Origin of the sequence: Methylobacterium aerolatum, from assembly GCF_022179085.1 — a bacterium.
GTDB lineage: Bacteria > Pseudomonadota > Alphaproteobacteria > Rhizobiales > Beijerinckiaceae > Methylobacterium > Methylobacterium aerolatum.
This window is the reverse complement of the sequence record NZ_BPQE01000009.1, coordinates 34,071-49,242: the sequence shown is the minus strand read 5'-3', so window position 1 is coordinate 49,242 and position 15,172 is coordinate 34,071. Positions and strand designations below refer to the sequence as shown.

General features: G+C 70.6%; 15 protein-coding genes. 8 read left to right on the top strand and 7 right to left on the bottom strand.

Annotated features, from left to right (window positions below):
* Positions 1-99 precede the first annotated feature (99 nt).
* Together pyrF and MFF06_RS06305 are read left to right on the top strand one after the other, a co-directional pair.
* On the top strand, positions 100-789 hold the full coding sequence (pyrF, locus tag MFF06_RS06310) for an orotidine-5'-phosphate decarboxylase (RefSeq protein WP_238202170.1): 690 nt from the start codon (positions 100-102) through the stop codon (positions 787-789).
* A gap of 66 nt (positions 790-855) precedes the next feature.
* The gene (locus MFF06_RS06305) at positions 856-1,200 is read left to right on the top strand and encodes a DUF1330 domain-containing protein (protein ID WP_238202169.1); all 345 of its coding nucleotides are present in this window, start codon (positions 856-858) and stop codon (positions 1,198-1,200) included.
* Positions 1,201-1,209: 9 nt separating this feature from the next.
* Here the strand turns inward: MFF06_RS06305 and MFF06_RS06300 are convergent, their stop codons facing one another.
* The 3 genes from MFF06_RS06300 to MFF06_RS06290 form a co-directional block, all read right to left on the bottom strand.
* Positions 1,210-1,833 (bottom strand): TetR/AcrR family transcriptional regulator, encoded by a 624-nt coding sequence (locus MFF06_RS06300; RefSeq protein WP_238202168.1) that lies wholly within the window; start codon positions 1,831-1,833, stop codon positions 1,210-1,212.
* A gap of 94 nt (positions 1,834-1,927) precedes the next feature.
* Complete coding sequence (locus tag MFF06_RS06295; protein ID WP_238202167.1) at positions 1,928-2,125, bottom strand: hypothetical protein; 198 nt, start codon at positions 2,123-2,125, stop codon at positions 1,928-1,930.
* Between the two features lie 116 nt (positions 2,126-2,241).
* Entirely contained in the window at positions 2,242-3,351 is a 1,110-nt protein-coding gene (locus MFF06_RS06290) for a Gfo/Idh/MocA family protein (RefSeq protein WP_238202166.1), read from the bottom strand.
* Between the two features lie 278 nt (positions 3,352-3,629).
* On the opposite strand from MFF06_RS06290, the gene MFF06_RS06285 reads away from it, so the two are divergent.
* Positions 3,630-3,851 carry a hypothetical protein gene (locus MFF06_RS06285; protein ID WP_238202165.1) on the top strand — a complete coding sequence of 74 codons (222 nt, stop codon included), beginning with the start codon at positions 3,630-3,632 and terminating at the stop codon, positions 3,849-3,851.
* 67 nt (positions 3,852-3,918) lie between these two features.
* Here MFF06_RS06285 and MFF06_RS06280 read toward each other — a convergent pair whose 3' ends face one another.
* The 3 genes from MFF06_RS06280 to MFF06_RS06270 form a co-directional block, all read right to left on the bottom strand.
* Positions 3,919-5,715 carry an NADPH-dependent assimilatory sulfite reductase hemoprotein subunit gene (locus tag MFF06_RS06280; RefSeq protein WP_238202164.1) on the bottom strand — a complete coding sequence of 599 codons (1,797 nt, stop codon included), beginning with the start codon at positions 5,713-5,715 and terminating at the stop codon, positions 3,919-3,921.
* 160 nt (positions 5,716-5,875) lie between these two features.
* Positions 5,876-7,639, bottom strand: a complete 1,764-nt coding sequence (locus MFF06_RS06275) for a diflavin oxidoreductase (protein WP_238202163.1) — start codon at positions 7,637-7,639, stop codon at positions 5,876-5,878.
* Positions 7,640-7,748: 109 nt separating this feature from the next.
* Positions 7,749-8,264 carry an Lrp/AsnC family transcriptional regulator gene (locus tag MFF06_RS06270; protein ID WP_238202162.1) on the bottom strand — a complete coding sequence of 172 codons (516 nt, stop codon included), beginning with the start codon at positions 8,262-8,264 and terminating at the stop codon, positions 7,749-7,751.
* 268 nt (positions 8,265-8,532) lie between these two features.
* Between MFF06_RS06270 and MFF06_RS06265 the strand changes: the two genes are divergently transcribed.
* The 4 genes from MFF06_RS06265 (at position 8,533) to MFF06_RS06250 (ending at position 12,129) form a co-directional block, all read left to right on the top strand.
* Positions 8,533-9,357 carry a phosphoadenylyl-sulfate reductase gene (locus MFF06_RS06265; protein WP_238202161.1) on the top strand — a complete coding sequence of 275 codons (825 nt, stop codon included), beginning with the start codon at positions 8,533-8,535 and terminating at the stop codon, positions 9,355-9,357.
* Complete coding sequence (gene cysD, locus MFF06_RS06260) at positions 9,354-10,307, top strand: sulfate adenylyltransferase subunit CysD (RefSeq protein WP_238202160.1); 954 nt, start codon at positions 9,354-9,356, stop codon at positions 10,305-10,307. The genes MFF06_RS06265 and cysD overlap by 4 nt, the downstream gene beginning before the upstream one ends.
* Complete coding sequence (cysN, locus tag MFF06_RS06255) at positions 10,307-11,740, top strand: sulfate adenylyltransferase subunit CysN (RefSeq protein WP_238202159.1); 1,434 nt, start codon at positions 10,307-10,309, stop codon at positions 11,738-11,740. The genes cysD and cysN overlap by 1 nt, the downstream gene beginning before the upstream one ends.
* 104 nt (positions 11,741-11,844) lie before the next feature.
* Positions 11,845-12,129, top strand: coding sequence for a GCG_CRPN prefix-to-repeats domain-containing protein (locus tag MFF06_RS06250; RefSeq protein ID WP_238202158.1), 285 nt, complete (start codon positions 11,845-11,847; stop codon positions 12,127-12,129).
* Between the two features lie 107 nt (positions 12,130-12,236).
* On the opposite strand, the gene MFF06_RS06245 is transcribed toward MFF06_RS06250, so the two are convergent.
* A complete protein-coding gene (locus MFF06_RS06245) occupies positions 12,237-13,250 on the bottom strand; it encodes an LLM class flavin-dependent oxidoreductase (RefSeq protein WP_238202157.1) in 1,014 nt (337 codons plus the stop codon).
* Positions 13,251-13,638: 388 nt separating this feature from the next.
* On the opposite strand from MFF06_RS06245, the gene MFF06_RS06240 reads away from it, so the two are divergent.
* On the top strand, positions 13,639-14,841 hold the full coding sequence (locus MFF06_RS06240) for a pyridoxal phosphate-dependent aminotransferase (protein ID WP_238202156.1): 1,203 nt from the start codon (positions 13,639-13,641) through the stop codon (positions 14,839-14,841).
* The last annotated feature ends 331 nt before the right edge of the window (positions 14,842-15,172 follow it).

The following is a 15,172-nucleotide window of genomic DNA, read 5'->3' as shown; positions in this document are numbered from 1 at the left end:
CGCTTGCGGGGAGAGGGGGGATCCCGCCGCGGACGTCGGCGCAGAGGGTCGACGCACCGCCATTGACACCCCCACCCGCCCCATGGTGTCCGTGCGCCCATGAGCCAGACCGACCCCCGTGACCGCCTGATCGTCGCCCTCGATGTGCCCGGCGTGGCCGAGGCCGAGGCGCTGATCGACCGGCTCGGCGACGCGGCGACCTTCTACAAGATCGGGTACCGGCTGGCCTATGCCGGCGGCCTCGCCCTGGCCGAGCGCCTCGTGGCGCGGGGCGACAGGGTCTTCCTCGACCTCAAGCTGCACGACATCGGCAACACCATCGAGGAGGGGGTCCGCGCGGTGTCCGGCCTCGGGGCGACGTTCCTGACCGTCCACGCCTATCCGCAGACCATGCGGGCGGCGGTGAGGGGGCGCGGCAACGGGCTGAGGATCCTCGCCGTGACGGTGCTCACCTCCTACGACGACGCCGACGCGGCCGAAGCGGGCTACGCCCTGCCCGTCGCGGACCTCGTCGCCCAGCGCGCCGCCCAGGCGGCGGAGATCGGCATCGACGGGCTCGTCTGCTCGGCGGCGGAGGCGGAGGGCGTGCGCCGGATCGTCGGGCCGGACCGGCTGATCGTCACCCCCGGCATCCGCCCGGCGGGCGCCGAGGCCGGCGACCAGAAGCGGGTGATGACTCCCGGCGACGCCAAGCGGGCGGGGATCGACCACATCGTCGTCGGGCGACCGATCACCGGCGCCGCCGACCCGCGGGCCGTGGCGCGGGCCATCGTCGCCGAGATGGCCTGAGGCGACCCCTCGCCCTACCTTCCGCCGGGCGCGGCTGCGCGCGCCGGGACGGGAGACACCTGATCGATGGCCAAGGGGTATTGGATCGCGCGGGTCGATGTCCGCGATGCCGAGGCGTACAAGGCGTACGTGGCGGCCAACGGCGCGGCTTTCGCGGCGTTCGGCGGGCGCTTCCTGATCCGCGGCGGGCGCTACGAGGCGGTGATGGGGCCGGCCCGCGAGCGCAACGTCGTCATCGAATTCCCGTCCTACGAGGATGCCCTCGCCTGCTGGTACTCGGATGCGTACCAAGCCGCCAAGGCCAAGCAGCGCGGCGGCGTCGAGGCGGAGATCCTGGTGATCGAGGGGTACGACGGACCGCAGCCCTCCACCTCCGAACCCGCGCCGCCCTCGACGCCCGCCTCGGAATAGGCGCCGGCCTCAGCCCCGTCCCGGGGCGAGGCCGCGCAGGAGGAAGTCGATCATCGCCCGCAGGGGCGGGACCGGCGGCAGCATCGGCTGGCCGACATGCAGCGGGTGGGTGTAGCGGATGATGCCGACATGGATGCACCCCGCCACCATGGCGGGGTCCGCGGCCTCGAACTCCCCCGTGCGCACGCCCTCGCGGATGATCCGCTCGAACACGGCGGTGACCCCCGCCACATGGTGGCGGCAGACCTCCCAGCTCTCGCCCATCCCCGCCTCGACCATCTCGTGGATGCGGGGATAACGCTCATAGCGCTCCAGGCAGTGGCGGTGGAGGGATTCGATCGCCGTGACGAGGCGCTCGGTGGGAGTGAGGCCCGGACGGTCGGCGATGCCCGCCACGAGGGCCTCGACCTCGCCGATCAGGCGCTTGAGCACCGCCTCGTTGATCGCCTTCTTCGAGTCGAAGAAGCGATAGACGTTGGCCGGGCTCATCTTGAGCGACCGGGCGATGTCGGCGACGGTGGTCTTCTGGTAGCCGATCTCGTGAAAGAACTCGCTGGCCGTGGCCATGATGCGGCAGCGCGTGGTCTGTCCACTCTCTCCGGCGAGAATCTGCGTCGAATCGTCGGGATGCATGCGCCCTAGTAATGCCCTCCCCTGAAGAGGGGAAGGCAAATGCTTTCATTGCAAGCGGCCCGCGGACCGGGGCCGATCATACGTTCTAGCTCGCCTACGAGCCGAATTGCGAGCCCAGGCGTTCCAGATACTCGGCGAGGTCCACGCCGCCGATGCGCTTGCCGTAATCGAAGCGCATGCCCTGGCGGATATCGACGCTGGCATTCGGAGTCGTGAGGGTGAAGGGCCGGACGCAGATCCAGGCACCGTCCCGGCGGTGCTCGAAGTATCCCAGAATTTCGTGCTTGGGCATTGTCCCCTCCCCGTCGTCGCAGAAATACAACGGTCCAGGTTTTTTTCGGTTCTCTCCCTGCGGCTCCGTGTCATGGTTTTTTTTGCCCGCCCCGTCCGCACGGGGCGGGCAGGACGTCAGCCCTCCGGCTTGGCGGCGTTGACCATGGCCGGCGGCGTGACCTCGGGCAGTTCCATCTTCTGGAGGAGGTCGGGCCGGGTCCGGCGCGTCATGGGGGGCAGGGCCTGGGTCTGCCCCGTGGCCAGGGCGCGCTCCACCGCCTCCAGCACGCGGATGTCGCACAGGCCCTCCTCGCCGTCGGGCTCCGGCAACCGGTCGTGGAGGATGCAGTCGGAGAAATAGCGGGTCTGGCCGCCGAACTGATCGACGCTCGGGAAGGTCAGCCGCTCGGCCTCCCCGCCCCGGGTCAGGGTTCCGCCGAGTCCCTTCCCGAACAGGAAGGCGGGCTGGAGATGCAGGTCGCCCCGGGTGCCGGTGACGCGGTAGGCATCGACGGCGTCGGACTCGTAGGAGACGGTGAACTGGGCGAGCCGCCCGCTCGGGAAGCGCAGGGTGACGGAGACGGTGCCGTCGAAGGGGAAGGGGCTGTCCGCCCGGCGGCTGCCCAGCGCCGAGACCTCCACGGGCTCCTCCCCGAAGAGGTTGCGGGCGGCGTTGATCGGGTAGGTGCCCATGTCGGGGACGGGGCCGGCCCAGTAGCCCTGCTTGGCGCGGTGGTTGCCCGCCTCGACCCGCTGCCCGAAGGTGGCGGTGAACATCCGCGGTTCGCCGATCTGCCCGGCGCGGATGCGGGCGATGGCGTCCAGCGTCGCCGGCTCGAAATGCAGGCGGTAGGCGATCATCAGCTTGGCGCCCGAGGCCTGCGCGGAGGCGTTGATCGCCTCGCACTCGGCGACGCTCACCGCCATCGGCTTCTCGAGGAGAACGTGGCACCCGGCCTCCAGGGCCGGCACGGCGTAGTCCCGGTGCATCCCGTTCGGCAGGGCGAGGTAGACCGCATCGAACAGGTCGGAGGCCAACGCCTCCTCGTACCGGTCGTAGGAGAAGGCGGTCAGCCCGTAGGTGTCGGCGAGCGCCTTCGCCTTCTCCGGGTCGCCGGTGACGATCGCCGTCATCTCGGAATTGCCGGTCTGCGCCACGCCCGGCATGAACGCCGCCTGCGAGATCCAACCGCCGCCGACCACCGCGTAGCGCACCTTGCGCCCGTCCACCCGTCTCGCCTGCATGCCCATCTCCGCTGCGGTGCGAAGGCGAAACGCGGAACCGGGGCGGATGATCCGTCGCGCCGTGAGAGCACGGCGATGCGATGGAGGGTGGATGGGCGCGGGAGAATTCGGCCAAGCTGTGAGGGGCTTGGCTGGGGTCGCCGAATGTCGCAGCGCCGCCGCGGTTCCCCGACCGGGACGCCGCTTTCGGTCGCGTCCCCTGTTCCGGGGCCGAACCCTATGTGCTGCGACGCAACGGGCGCCCCCGCCCGCTCTCTCCCCTCTCACGAAGGATCGACATGGCTGTGTTTCACTGGATCGGCCGCATCGTCGCCGGGGCGGGCCACCTCGCCAAGGTCGCCGTCCTCGGCGTCGTGGCACTGTTCTCCGCCTCGCTGGACATGGTCCTCGGGCTCGTCGCCCGCTTGTATGACCGCTTCGATACGGGCTTCTCCGATCTCGCCGCCGAGTCCCGGGCGCGGAAGGGGGCGAAGGGGCGGGTGGCGGCCCCGGCCGAGTGAGTCGGCGACCTGACGGCCCCTGCCCCGCCGTCACGGCCTCGCTCGCGCGGCCGTGACGGCGAAGGCCCTACTTCAGCGCCCCGGTCTGGGCATGGAAGTCCGGCCCGTTGATCGTCCTCGTCACATGGCCGGCGCGGATCAGGTAGTCGCCGAAATGCTCGCCGGCCTGCTTGGCCTTCGCGAACTCGGCGAAGAGCGGATCCAGGGTCGAGACCACCTCGGCCGGCGAGGCGTCCTCCCGGTAGAGCTTGCCGAGGCGCGAGCCGTCGAAGGCGGCGCCGAGATAGAGGTGGTAGCGCTCGGGACCCCGGCCCACGAGGCCGATCTCGGCGATGAAGGGCCGGGCGCAGCCGTTGGGACATCCGGTGGAGCGGATGGTGATCTCCTCGTCCTGCAACCCGTGCTTGGCGAGGCTCGCCTCCAGGTCGTCCATCAGGCCCGGCAGGAAGCGCTCGCTCTCGGCGAGCGCCAGGCCGCAGGTCGGCATGGCGACGCAGGCGATGGAGTTGCGCCGCAGCGCCCCCGCCCCCTTGGTCATGCCGTACTCGTCCACGATCGCCTCGATGGCCGCGCGTCGGGCCTCCGGCACGTTGGCGATGATGACGTTTTGGTTAGCGGTGAGGCGGAAGTCGCCCTCGTGCTCCTCGGCCACCCGGCGCAGGCCGGAGAGGAAGCGCGGGCCGTCCTCGTAATCCTTGATCCGGCCGGAGGGGACGTAGAGGGTCAGGTGATGGCGGCCGTCGTCGCCCTCGGTCCAGCCGAAGCGGTCGCCGTTGCCGGTGAAGGTGAAGGGCTTCACCGCCCCGAGCTTCTTGCCGATCCGCTTCTCCACCTCGGCGCGGAAGGCGTCGAGGCCGTAGCGCTCGATCGTGTACTTGAGCCGGGCGTTCTTGCGGTTGGTGCGGTTGCCCCAGTCGCGCTGGACGGTCATCACCGCCTCGGCGACCTTCACCGCGTCCTCCGGCTTGCAGAAGCCCATCACGTCGGCGGTGCGGGGGAAGGTGTCGGGCTCGCCGTGGGTCATGCCCATGCCGCCGCCGACCGTGACGTTCCAGCCGGTGACCGCGTTCTTCTTGTCGAGGATCGCGATGAAGCCGAGATCGTGGGCGAAGATATCGACCTCGTTCGACGGCGGCACGGCGATGACCGTCTTGAACTTCCGCGGCAGGTAGGTGCGGCCGTAGATCGGCTCCACCTCCGGCCCGTCCTCGCCGCCGACGACCCGCTCGCCGTCGAGCCAGATCTCGCGCCACGCATTGGTCTTCGGCAGGAGCGAATCGGAGATGTCCTTGGCGAGCTGGTAGGCGGCCTTGTGCGCCTTCACCTGGGCCGGGTTCGTAGCGGCCATGACGTTGCGGTTCACGTCGCCGCAGGCGGCGATGGTGTCGAGCAGCGCCGCGTCGATGGCGGCCATGGTCCGCTTCAGGTTCGACTTGATGACGCCGTGGTACTGGAAGGTCTGGCGCGTCGTCGCGCGCAGGGCGTTGCCCGCGTAGGTCCGGGCGATGTCGTCGAGGACCAGCCACTGCTTCGGGCTGACCACGCCCCCCGCGATGCGCAGGCGGATCATGAAGCTGTAGGCCTTGTCGAGCTTCTTCTTGCTCCGCTCCGGCCGCAGGTCGCGGTCGTCCTGCAGGTACATCCCGTGGAACTTCACGAGCTGCCCGTCATCCTCGGAGATGGCGCCGGTGGCGTGGGCCAGAAGCCCGTCCGCGAGGGTGCCGCGCAGGTAGCCGCTGGCGATCTTGATGTGCTCGTTGGCCGCGAGCTTGGCCTCGCGGGCCGCCTCCGCGTCGGTGATCGGGCGGGAGGTCGGCGGCGTGTCGTACACGCGCTTGGTGAGGGTGGGGGTGCCGTCGGTCATGGTGGTCCCGATATGCTGTGTCGGCGGTGACCGTCCGATCCTTCCTCCTCATCCCGAGGTGCCGCAGCGAAGGGGAGGTCTCCTTCGAGGCCCGCTGGTGCGGGCGCCTCAGGAGGAAGGCGCGGATCGGACGATGGTCACGAGTGACGGTCGGTTCGTGTCAGTACACGTCCTGCTGGTATCGCTTGGCCCGCTCAAGCCCCGCGACGTGCGACTCGGCGTCAGCCGCCGAGAGGCCCTTCACGGTCTCGAAGGCCCGGACCACGGCGGCGCGCACGTCCTTGGCCATCTTCTTCGCGTCGCCGCAGACGTAGAAATGGGCGCCGCCCTCCAGCCACTCCACCAGTTCGGCGGCGTGCTGGTCGATGCGGTCCTGGACGTAGATCTTCTCCGGCTGGTCACGGGAGAAGGCTACGTCGATCTTGGTGAGCGACCGGTCCTCCAGGGCCTCCTGCCATTCGAGCTGGTACAGGAAGTCGTGGGTGAAGTGGCGGTCGCCGAAGAACAGCCAGGAGCGGCCGGGAGCTTCCACCGCCCGGCGCTCCTGCACGAAGGCGCGGAACGGGGCGACGCCGGTGCCGGGGCCGACCATGATGATGTCGGTGGCGGGGTCCGCGGGCAGGCGGAAGTGCTTGTTCGGCTTCAGCCGGACCCGCAGCTTGGCGCCGTCCTTGATCCGGTCGGCCACGTGGACCGAGGCCACGCCGGAGCGCGCCCGGCCAAAGGTCTCGTAGCGCACCGCCACGATGGCGAGGTGCACCTCGTCCCCCACCTCCTTGCGCGAGGAGGCGATGGAGTAGGCCCGCGGCGGCAGGGGCCGGGTGATGGTGCCGAAATGCTCCGCCGTGAGCGTGGCGGGGAACCGCTCGATCAGGTCGATGAGGTTGCGGCCCTCGACCCAGGCGCGGGCCTCGCCGCCCGCCGCGAAGGCGCTCGCCTCGTCCGAGCCCGTCGCCTTGGCGAAGCGCTCGATCGTGGCCGGCGAGAGCGTGGTGATGTCACGCTCGGTCAGCAGCGACCGGCGCAGGGCCTCGTCGCCCGACAGGCCGGTGGCGGCCAGGATCTCGTCGACGAGCTGCGGATCGTTCTCGGGATAGAGCTCCAGGGAATCGCCCGGCTCGTAGGCCGGAGCGCCGTCCTCGAAGGCGAGGGCGAGGTGGATCGTCTCCTTGTCGGAGCGGGAGGAGTTGAGGTTCACGTGCTCTACCACCTCGACCACGACGGGGTCGCGGCTCGGCTCGGCCTCCTCGTCCCCGCCGGCGCGGGCGAAGTCCACCGCCACCACGTTGTCCTGGGCCGCGGCGGGCGCCAGCGCCTTGAGGGTGCCCTTGATCCACTCGGCGGCGGGCGTCTCGAAATCGAGGTCGAGGTCGGCGCGCTCGGCGGCGCGCTTGCCCCCCAGCGCCTCGAACCGGGCGTCGAGCGCCTTCCCGATGGCGCAGAATTCCGCGTACGAGGTGTCGCCGAGCGACAGCACGGCGAATTCCACGCCCTCCAGGCGCGGGGCGCCCTCGCCCATCAGCTCGCCGTAGGCCCGCACCGCGCGGGCCGGGGGCTCACCCTCGCCCCAGGTGGCGGCGATGGCCACGAGCTTGCCCGCCTTCGGCAGGGTCGCCACGTCGAGGTCGGCGAAGTCCACCACCTTCGGCTTGAAGCCCTGCTTGCGGGCGAGCTTGGCGACGTCGCCCGCGAGCTTCTCCGAATTTCCGGATTCGCTCGCGTAGATGACCGTCAGCGGCTCGGACGCCTTGGGCGCCTGGGCGGGCGCGGCCTGGGGCTGGCCCCCGGCGGCGTCGAGGCCGGCCAGGAAGCCGGCGAGCCATGCCCGTTGGGTCGGGCTCGCGTTGCCGAGGACGGCGTCGAGGCTGGCGCGTTCGCCGTCTCCGAAGGGAGCGGTGCGCGGGAGGAGAGCAGAGCGAGACATCGGGGAACCATGTCGTCGGGCACGCGGCCCATGTCAACCGGAACGTTCGTTTTGCAGAACGACGCGACGGTAGCAAACGGCTATCGCGCAATCGTTCTGAAAGAGAAGATTAATCTCCGACCGCAGCGAGGGCCGGGGCCAGCTCGGGCAGGTGGCGCGTCGCCTTGGGCGGCGCGGGCAGGGGCAAGGCCGTGGTCGACTTCACCTTTTCCATGGCGAAGCGCGAGGTCACGTTCTTGAGGGGCAGCACCGCGATCAGGCGCTTGTAGAAGGTGTCGTAGGCCTGCATGTCCGCGACGACGACACGCAGCATGTAATCCACGTCCCCCGCCATCCGGTAGAATTCCAGCACCTCCGGCATGGCCGACACGGTGTCGGCGAAGCGCTGCAACCACTCCTGCGAGTGGTCGGCCGTCTCGATCGAGACGAAGACCGTCAGGCCGAGGCCGAGCTTCACCGGGTCGAGCACGGCGACGCGCCGGTCGATCACCCCGTCGGATTCCAGGCGCTGGATGCGCTTCCAGCAGGGAGTCTGCGACAGGCCGACCTTCTCGCCAATGGCGGCGATGGAGAGGGTCGCGTCCCGCTGGAGCAGGGCGAGGATCTTCAGGTCGATGGCGTCCAAGGGGGACCTCCGCGGTCTCGACACCCCTTCTCCGCGGAGAAGGAATTTGCGGCCATATAGGCGAGTGGCACCAATTTCGAGAATATTTTTTTAATTTACGTCGGTGAGCGTGGCCTTGCCGCGTGCGGTGGCACACATCGCCACCGGCCTTTCGCGGGGAGGAATCGGCCCCCTCGCCTTGACTTCGTTCGATATAGCGAACATTTCGACCCCTCGACAACCGGCGTGGCCCCCTCATGTCCACAGGGTCGGCGCAGGAGCCCACAGCATGTCCCTCACGGACCCCACCACGGCGGCCGACGACCTCGGCCGGAGCCTCGCGCCCCTCGACCTTCAGGACCGCCTGACCCTGATCGCCCGCGAGGTTCCCGGACGGCTGGTCTTCACCACGAGCCTCGGGATCGAGGATCAGGTGCTCACCCACGCCCTCGCCATGGCCAAGCTCGCCGGCGCCCGCGGGGATGACGGCCGGGTGGAGATCGCCACCCTCGATACGGGCCGCCTGTTCCCCGAGACCTACGACACCTGGGTCGAGACCGAGGCCGCCTACGGCATCCGCATCCTCGCCTACGTGCCCGAGCGGGCCGCCGAGGAAGCCTTCGTCCGCGCGGAGGGCATCAACGGCTTCCGCCGCTCCGTGGCGGCGCGTCAGGCCTGCTGCGGCTTCCGCAAGGTCGAGCCGCTCGGCCGGGCGCTCCACGGCGCCGCCGGCTGGCTCACCGGCCTGCGGGCCGGGCAGTCCGCCAATCGCGCCGCGACGCCGCTGGCCGCCTGGGACGCCGAGCGCGGCCTCGTGAAGCTCAATCCGCTGGCGGATTGGACCCGCGAGCGGATCGACCTCTTCGTCCGCGACAACTTCGTTCCCTACAACACCCTGCACGACAAGGGCTTTCCCTCCATCGGCTGCGCGCCCTGCACCCGCGCGGTGAAGGTCGGCGAGCCGGAGCGCGCCGGGCGCTGGTGGTGGGAGCAGGAAGACAAGAAGGAATGCGGGCTGCATGTCGGCCGCCCCGGGGCCGCGGTGCAGCCGGGCCGGGAAGCCGCCGTGTTCGAGCCCACCCCCGAAACCCGCCAGCCGGAGTACGCCCGATGAGCGCCGCGACGGCCGCCCTGCGGCCAGAGACGACCCAAGCCCCCTCCCCCGCCCGCCTGAGCCACCTCAAGCGGCTGGAGGCCGAGGCCATCCACATCTTCCGGGAGACGGTCGCCGAGACCGAGAACCCGGTGATGCTCTATTCCATCGGCAAGGATTCCTCCGTCCTGCTGCATCTGGCGCTGAAGGCCTTCGCGCCGGGCAAGCTGCCCTTCCCGCTCCTCCACGTCGACACGACGTGGAAGTTCAAGGAGATGATCGCCTTCCGCGATGCGCGGGCGAAGGAGCTCGGCCTCGACCTCCTGGTCCACACCAACCAGGACGGGCTCGCCCGCGGCATCGGGCCGGTGAGCCACGGCTCCGAGGTCCACACCGACGTGATGAAGACGCAGGCCCTGCGGCAGGCGCTGGACCAGCACAAGTTCGACGCGGCCTTCGGCGGCGCCCGCCGGGACGAGGAGGCGAGCCGCGCCAAGGAGCGCATCGTCTCCCTGCGCACCGCCCAGCACCGCTGGGATCCCAAGCGCCAGCGGGCCGAGCCCTGGCACCTGTACAATCTCCGCAAGAAGCGCGGCGAGTCGCTGCGCGTCTTCCCGCTGTCCAACTGGACCGAGCTCGATATCTGGCTCTACATCGAGCAGGAGAACATCCCGATCGTGCCGCTCTACTTCGCGGCGCCGCGCCCCGTGGTGGAGCGCGACGGGCAACTCCTCATGGTCGATGACGACCGCCTGCCCCTGAACCCCGGCGAGGCCCCGCAGCAGCGCGTCGTCCGCTTCCGGACGCTCGGCTGCTACCCGCTGACCGGCGCGGTGGAGAGCGAGGCCGCCAGCCTGCCGGAGATCATCGCCGAGACGCTGGCCGCCCGCACCTCGGAGCGGCAGGGCCGGGTGATCGACAAGGACGGCGCGGGCGCCATGGAGCGCAAGAAGCAGGAGGGCTACTTCTGATGACCATCCACCCGCCCAAGACGGCCTTCGAGGCGTCCACCGTCGCGCAGGACTACGCCGCGTTCCTGGCGACGCACCGCGACAAGGAAGTGCTGCGCTTCATCGCCTGCGGCTCGGTGGACGACGGCAAGTCGACCCTGATCGGCCGCCTGCTGCACGACACCAAGCAGATCTTCGACGACCAGATCACCGCCCTGCGGCGCGATTCGCGCAAGCACGGGACGCAGGGGCAGGAGATGGACCTCGCGCTCCTCGTCGACGGCCTCCAGGCCGAGCGGGAGCAGGGCATCACCATCGACGTCGCCTACCGCTTCTTCTCGACGGACAAGCGCTCCTTCATCGTGGCCGACACGCCCGGCCACGAGCAGTACACCCGCAACATGGCCACCGGCGCCTCCACGGCGGACGTGGCGGTGATCCTCGTGGATGCCCGCCAGGGCCTCACCCGCCAGACCCGTCGCCACGCCCTGCTGGTCTCGAATCTCGGGATCCGCCGGGTGGTGCTGGCCGTCAACAAGATGGACCTGATCGGCTGGTCGCAGGACCGCTTCGCCGAGATCGTGGCGGGCTTCTCGGACTTCGCCGCCGGGCTGAACTTCGCCGAGATCCGGCCGATCCCCCTCTCGGCCAAGAACGGCGACAACGTGGTCGAGCCGGGGGTGAACACGCCCTGGCATACGGGCGGGACCCTGCTGTCCTTCCTGGAGACCGTGCCGGTGCGCGAGGAGGCGCTGAACGCCCCGTTCCGCATGGCCGTGCAGTGGGTCAATCGGCCGAATTCCGACTTCCGGGGCTACAGCGGGCGCATTGCCAGCGGCACCGTGCGCCCCGGCGACCGCGTGAGCGTGCAACCGGGCGGGCGCGAAGCCACCGTGGAGCGGATCTACACCGCCGACGGCGATCTGCCCGAGGCCGGGGCCGACCTCTCCGTGACCCTGGTGCTGGCCGAGCAGATCGACGCCTCCCGCGGCCAGGTGATCGCGGCCGAGGGCGCGCCGCTCCTGACACTCGAGACGCTCGACGCCCGCCTGTTCTGGGCGGCGGAGACCGAGCTGGCCCCCGGCGCGAGCCTGCTCGCCAAGGTCGGCACCGTGACGGTGACGGCGACGGTGGAGCGGATCGTCTCGCGCATCGACCCGGAGACGGGCAGGCCCGGTCCGGCGGAGCGCCTCGCGGCCAACGACATCGCCGACGTGCGCCTGACCCTCGACCGCCCCGTGGCGGTGGATGCCTACGCCGACAACCGCGAGACCGGGAGCTTCATCCTGATCGACCGGGAGACCACCGACACGGCGGCGCTCGGCCTCGTCCTGGCGCCGAAGGCGGGCGGCGGGGATGGCGGGCGGGCGGCGACCCCGGTGGACGGGGCGGCCGAGGCGGCGCCCGCCCCGGGCGGCCTCCTCGGTAGCCTGAAGAGGCTCTTCGGTCGCTGAGGAATCTGCACGCCTTGCGTGAACGGTTCGGCCGTGACGGCGTTTCTGCGCCACGGTCGAGCCGCCCTCAATTCGGGGCGGCGCCGGATCGCAAGGAAAAGACGATGACGAAGTCCTTCATCGGGCTCGCGGCTGCCCTGGCCCTCGGCGGCCTCGGAGCCATCACCTCCGCGCAGGCCGCGCCGCTCCAGGCCGGTTCGGCGACGACGCTCGCCGGCAGCGCCCCCGTCGAGACCGTGGCCTTCGGCTGCGGCCCGGGCTGGACCCGCGGCCCGTACGGCCGCTGCCGCCCCGGCTACGGTTACGGCTACCGTCCGCGCCCGTTCTACGGCCGCCGCTGCTTCATCCGTCCGACGCCCTACGGGCCCCGGCGTATCTGCCGCTACTGACGTCGGCGTTTCGAAGGGACCGGGTCCTTTCGCGGGTGCAGGGCGGCGTCCTGCTCGTCGGGGCTCCCGCCCCGACACCCCCCGCCAAGGGGGCGTCACGCCCCGCGTCACGCTCCTTGGAGGCCCCATGCCTCCGCCAGCAGGCGGTAGGAGTCGTGCCGGGCCGCGCGGTCCGGCACGGCCGTGACGATCATCAGCTCATCCGCCTGGACCGATTCGGCGAGCGCCGCGAGCCTGGCCCGCAGGGTTTCCGGCGCGCCGACATGGAGCCTGTCCCGGCCCTGTTCGATCCGCGCCCGCTCGGCGGGCGTGTAGGGATAGTCCAGCGCCTCGGCGAGGCTCGGTAGGGGCCGGTATTCGCCGCGCTCCCGGCGCAGCGTCGAGAGCCGGGCGCTCGCGGCCAGCCGTTCGGCCTCCGCGTCCGTCGGGGCGCAGATCGCCGCCACCGCGAGGATCGCGTGCGGCTTGGGCCCGAGGCGCGAGGGCTCGAACCGTTGCCGGTAGGCCCGCATCGGCCCCTCCGCCGGCATCCCCGCGAAGTGCTGGGCGAAGCCGAAGCCCGCGCCGATCTGCGCCGCCACCTGCGCGCTGTAATCCGACGAGCCGAGGAGGAAGAGCGGCGGAAGGGGCACGCCCGCCGGGCTCGCCACGATGGACCGGAACGGGTGGCCCTCGGGGAAGCCCTGGTCCCAGAACAGCAATTCCTGCAGCCGGTCGAGGAAGTCGTCGCCGCCGTTGCCGGAGGGGGCCTCCCGCCGCCGCAGGGCGCGGGCGGTGATCCCGTCCGTGCCGGGCGCCCGGCCGAGGCCGAGGTCGATCCGGCCGGGAAAGAGGGCCTCCAGCATCCGGAACCGCTCGGCCACCATCAGCGGCGCGTGGTTCGGCAGCATGATCCCGCCCGAGCCGACCCGCAGGCGCGTCGTGGCGGCGGCGATTTGGCCGATCATGATCTCTGGAGCCGGGCTCGCCACGTTCGGCAGGGCGTGGTGCTCCGCGAGCCAGTAGCGCCGGTAGCCGAGGGTATCGACGTGCCGGGCGAGCGCCAGGGTGTCGTGCAGGGCCTGGGCGGGGGTGGAATCGGCCGAGACGAAGGAGAGGTCGAGGACGGACAGGGGGATCATGTCCGTGAGATGGGGGCGCGGGCGGCGATGCGGGAGGGCTCGCGGGGTTACGACGCCGCCTCGTCCGATTCTCCGCCCGCCGCGTAAAATCGTTCGAAGTCCCTTCCCCCGTAAAAGACGTTGCCGACGAGCACCCGTCCTTGGTCGATCGTGGAGGCGAGCACCGCCGAACGTTCGAACGCGATGGTCCGTCGTCCGACCTCCAGATCGTCGCGGGGCCGACCGCCAGAGGGGGCATCGCCGAGCCCGGCTCATGGCCCCGTGAGCGATCAGTGAACGGGCCGAGGTGCCGGGCGGTCAACCCGAAATGCGATGCCGTGCACGATGCTTGCCGGCTCACGGCCCCGGGACTAGGGTCCGGCCGTTTCCAACGGAGCACGCAGCGACCATGGCCTTCCTCGCCGACGTCCTTTCGCGGGTGAAGCCCTCCGCGACCATCCAGATGACCCAGAAGGCGCGGGAGCTGAAGGCGTCGGGCGTCGACGTGATCTCGCTCTCGGTGGGCGAGCCGGATTTCGACACGCCGGAGCACATCAAGCAGGCCGGCATCGACGCGATCAACCGCAACGAGACCCGCTACCCGCCGGTCTCGGGCATCGTGCCCCTGCGCGAGGCGATCGCGAAGAAGTTCAAGCGCGACAACGGGCTCGACTACAAGCCGAGCCAGACCATCGTCGCCACGGGCGGCAAGCACATCCTGTACAACGCGCTGCTCGCCACGCTGAACCCCGGCGACGAGGTGGTGATCACGCGGCCCTACTGGGTGTCCTACCCGGAGATGGTGGGCCTGTGCGGCGGCACGGCGGTCTTCGCCGACACGCGCATGGAGGAGGGCTTCAAGCTCCAGCCCGCCGAGCTGGAGCGCGTGCTGACGCCCAAGACCAAGTGGATCATCCTCAACTCGCCGTCGAATCCCTCGGGCGCCGCCTATTCGCGCAGCGAGATGAAGGCGCTGACCGACGTGCTCCTGCGCTACCCGGACGTGCACGTCCTCACCGACGACATCTACGAGCACCTGACCTACGGCGATTTCGAGTTCGTGACCCCGGCCCAGGTCGAGCCCGCCCTCTACGAGCGGACGCTGACCATGAACGGCGTCTCGAAGGGCTACGCCATGACCGGCTGGCGCATCGGCTTCGCCGCCGGCCCGGAGACGCTCATCAAGGCGATGGACTTCGTGCAGGGCCAGCAGACCTCCGGCGCCACCACCGTGGCGCAATGGGCGGCGGTGGCGGCGCTCGAAGGCCCGCAGGACCACATCGCCCGGTTCCGCAAGGCGTTCCAGGCGCGCCGGGACCTCGTCGTGTCGATGCTGAACCAGGCCAAGGGCCTGTCCTGCCCGACGCCGGAGGGAGCCTTCTACGTCTACCCGTCCTGCGCGGAGCTGATCGGCCGCCGCACCGAGGGCGGCAAGGTGATCGAGACCGACGAGGACTTCGTCACCGAGCTGCTGATGGCCGAGGGCGTGGCGGCGGTGCACGGCTCGGCCTTCGGGCTCGGCCCGAACCTGCGCATCTCCTACGCCACCTCCGACACGGTGCTGGAGGAAGCCTGCCGCCGCATCCAACGCTTCTGCGGCTCGCTGCGCTGAACTCCGAGGATCCCGAAGGACGTGTCCTCCGGTGGGGTCCAGGGACGAAGCCCCTGGATATCCCGACTGCGGCGCCGGGTCCGCGCAGGATCGGTTGCCGGCTCCGCCGCCGTCCCTTACACGGGCCTTCCCCGCGGCCGATGCGCCTGAAGGTTTCGCGAGCCCGCTCGGGCCTGCATGGTAGCGGGGTCGGCAGTGACGGGACGGTCCGGACCAGTTCTCTGGATCGCACCTGTGAGGCTTAGTGGGCCGAGCGGCTGCAGGAGTGTCGGAGGCGCGGGGAACAGGAACCGCGGATCAGGCGCAGGGCCCACACGAGATGCCGCCGCTC

What these genes read in the sequence shown, in the direction of transcription:
- pyrF (WP_238202170.1), top strand. Translation starts at nt 100, where the DNA reads ATGAGCCAGACCGACCCCCGTGACCGCCTGATCGTCGCCCTCGATGTG.
- MFF06_RS06305 (WP_238202169.1), top strand. Translation starts at nt 856, where the DNA reads ATGGCCAAGGGGTATTGGATCGCGCGGGTCGATGTCCGCGATGCCGAG.
- MFF06_RS06300 (WP_238202168.1), bottom strand. Translation starts at nt 1,833, where the DNA reads ATGCATCCCGACGATTCGACGCAGATTCTCGCCGGAGAGAGTGGACAG.
- MFF06_RS06295 (WP_238202167.1), bottom strand. Translation starts at nt 2,125, where the DNA reads ATGCCCAAGCACGAAATTCTGGGATACTTCGAGCACCGCCGGGACGGT.
- MFF06_RS06290 (WP_238202166.1), bottom strand. Translation starts at nt 3,351, where the DNA reads ATGCAGGCGAGACGGGTGGACGGGCGCAAGGTGCGCTACGCGGTGGTC.
- MFF06_RS06285 (WP_238202165.1), top strand. Translation starts at nt 3,630, where the DNA reads ATGGCTGTGTTTCACTGGATCGGCCGCATCGTCGCCGGGGCGGGCCAC.
- MFF06_RS06280 (WP_238202164.1), bottom strand. Translation starts at nt 5,715, where the DNA reads ATGACCGACGGCACCCCCACCCTCACCAAGCGCGTGTACGACACGCCG.
- MFF06_RS06275 (WP_238202163.1), bottom strand. Translation starts at nt 7,639, where the DNA reads ATGTCTCGCTCTGCTCTCCTCCCGCGCACCGCTCCCTTCGGAGACGGC.
- MFF06_RS06265 (WP_238202161.1), top strand. Translation starts at nt 8,533, where the DNA reads ATGTCCCTCACGGACCCCACCACGGCGGCCGACGACCTCGGCCGGAGC.
- cysD (WP_238202160.1), top strand. Translation starts at nt 9,354, where the DNA reads ATGAGCGCCGCGACGGCCGCCCTGCGGCCAGAGACGACCCAAGCCCCC.
- cysN (WP_238202159.1), top strand. Translation starts at nt 10,307, where the DNA reads ATGACCATCCACCCGCCCAAGACGGCCTTCGAGGCGTCCACCGTCGCG.
- MFF06_RS06250 (WP_238202158.1), top strand. Translation starts at nt 11,845, where the DNA reads ATGACGAAGTCCTTCATCGGGCTCGCGGCTGCCCTGGCCCTCGGCGGC.
- MFF06_RS06245 (WP_238202157.1), bottom strand. Translation starts at nt 13,250, where the DNA reads ATGATCCCCCTGTCCGTCCTCGACCTCTCCTTCGTCTCGGCCGATTCC.
- MFF06_RS06240 (WP_238202156.1), top strand. Translation starts at nt 13,639, where the DNA reads ATGGCCTTCCTCGCCGACGTCCTTTCGCGGGTGAAGCCCTCCGCGACC.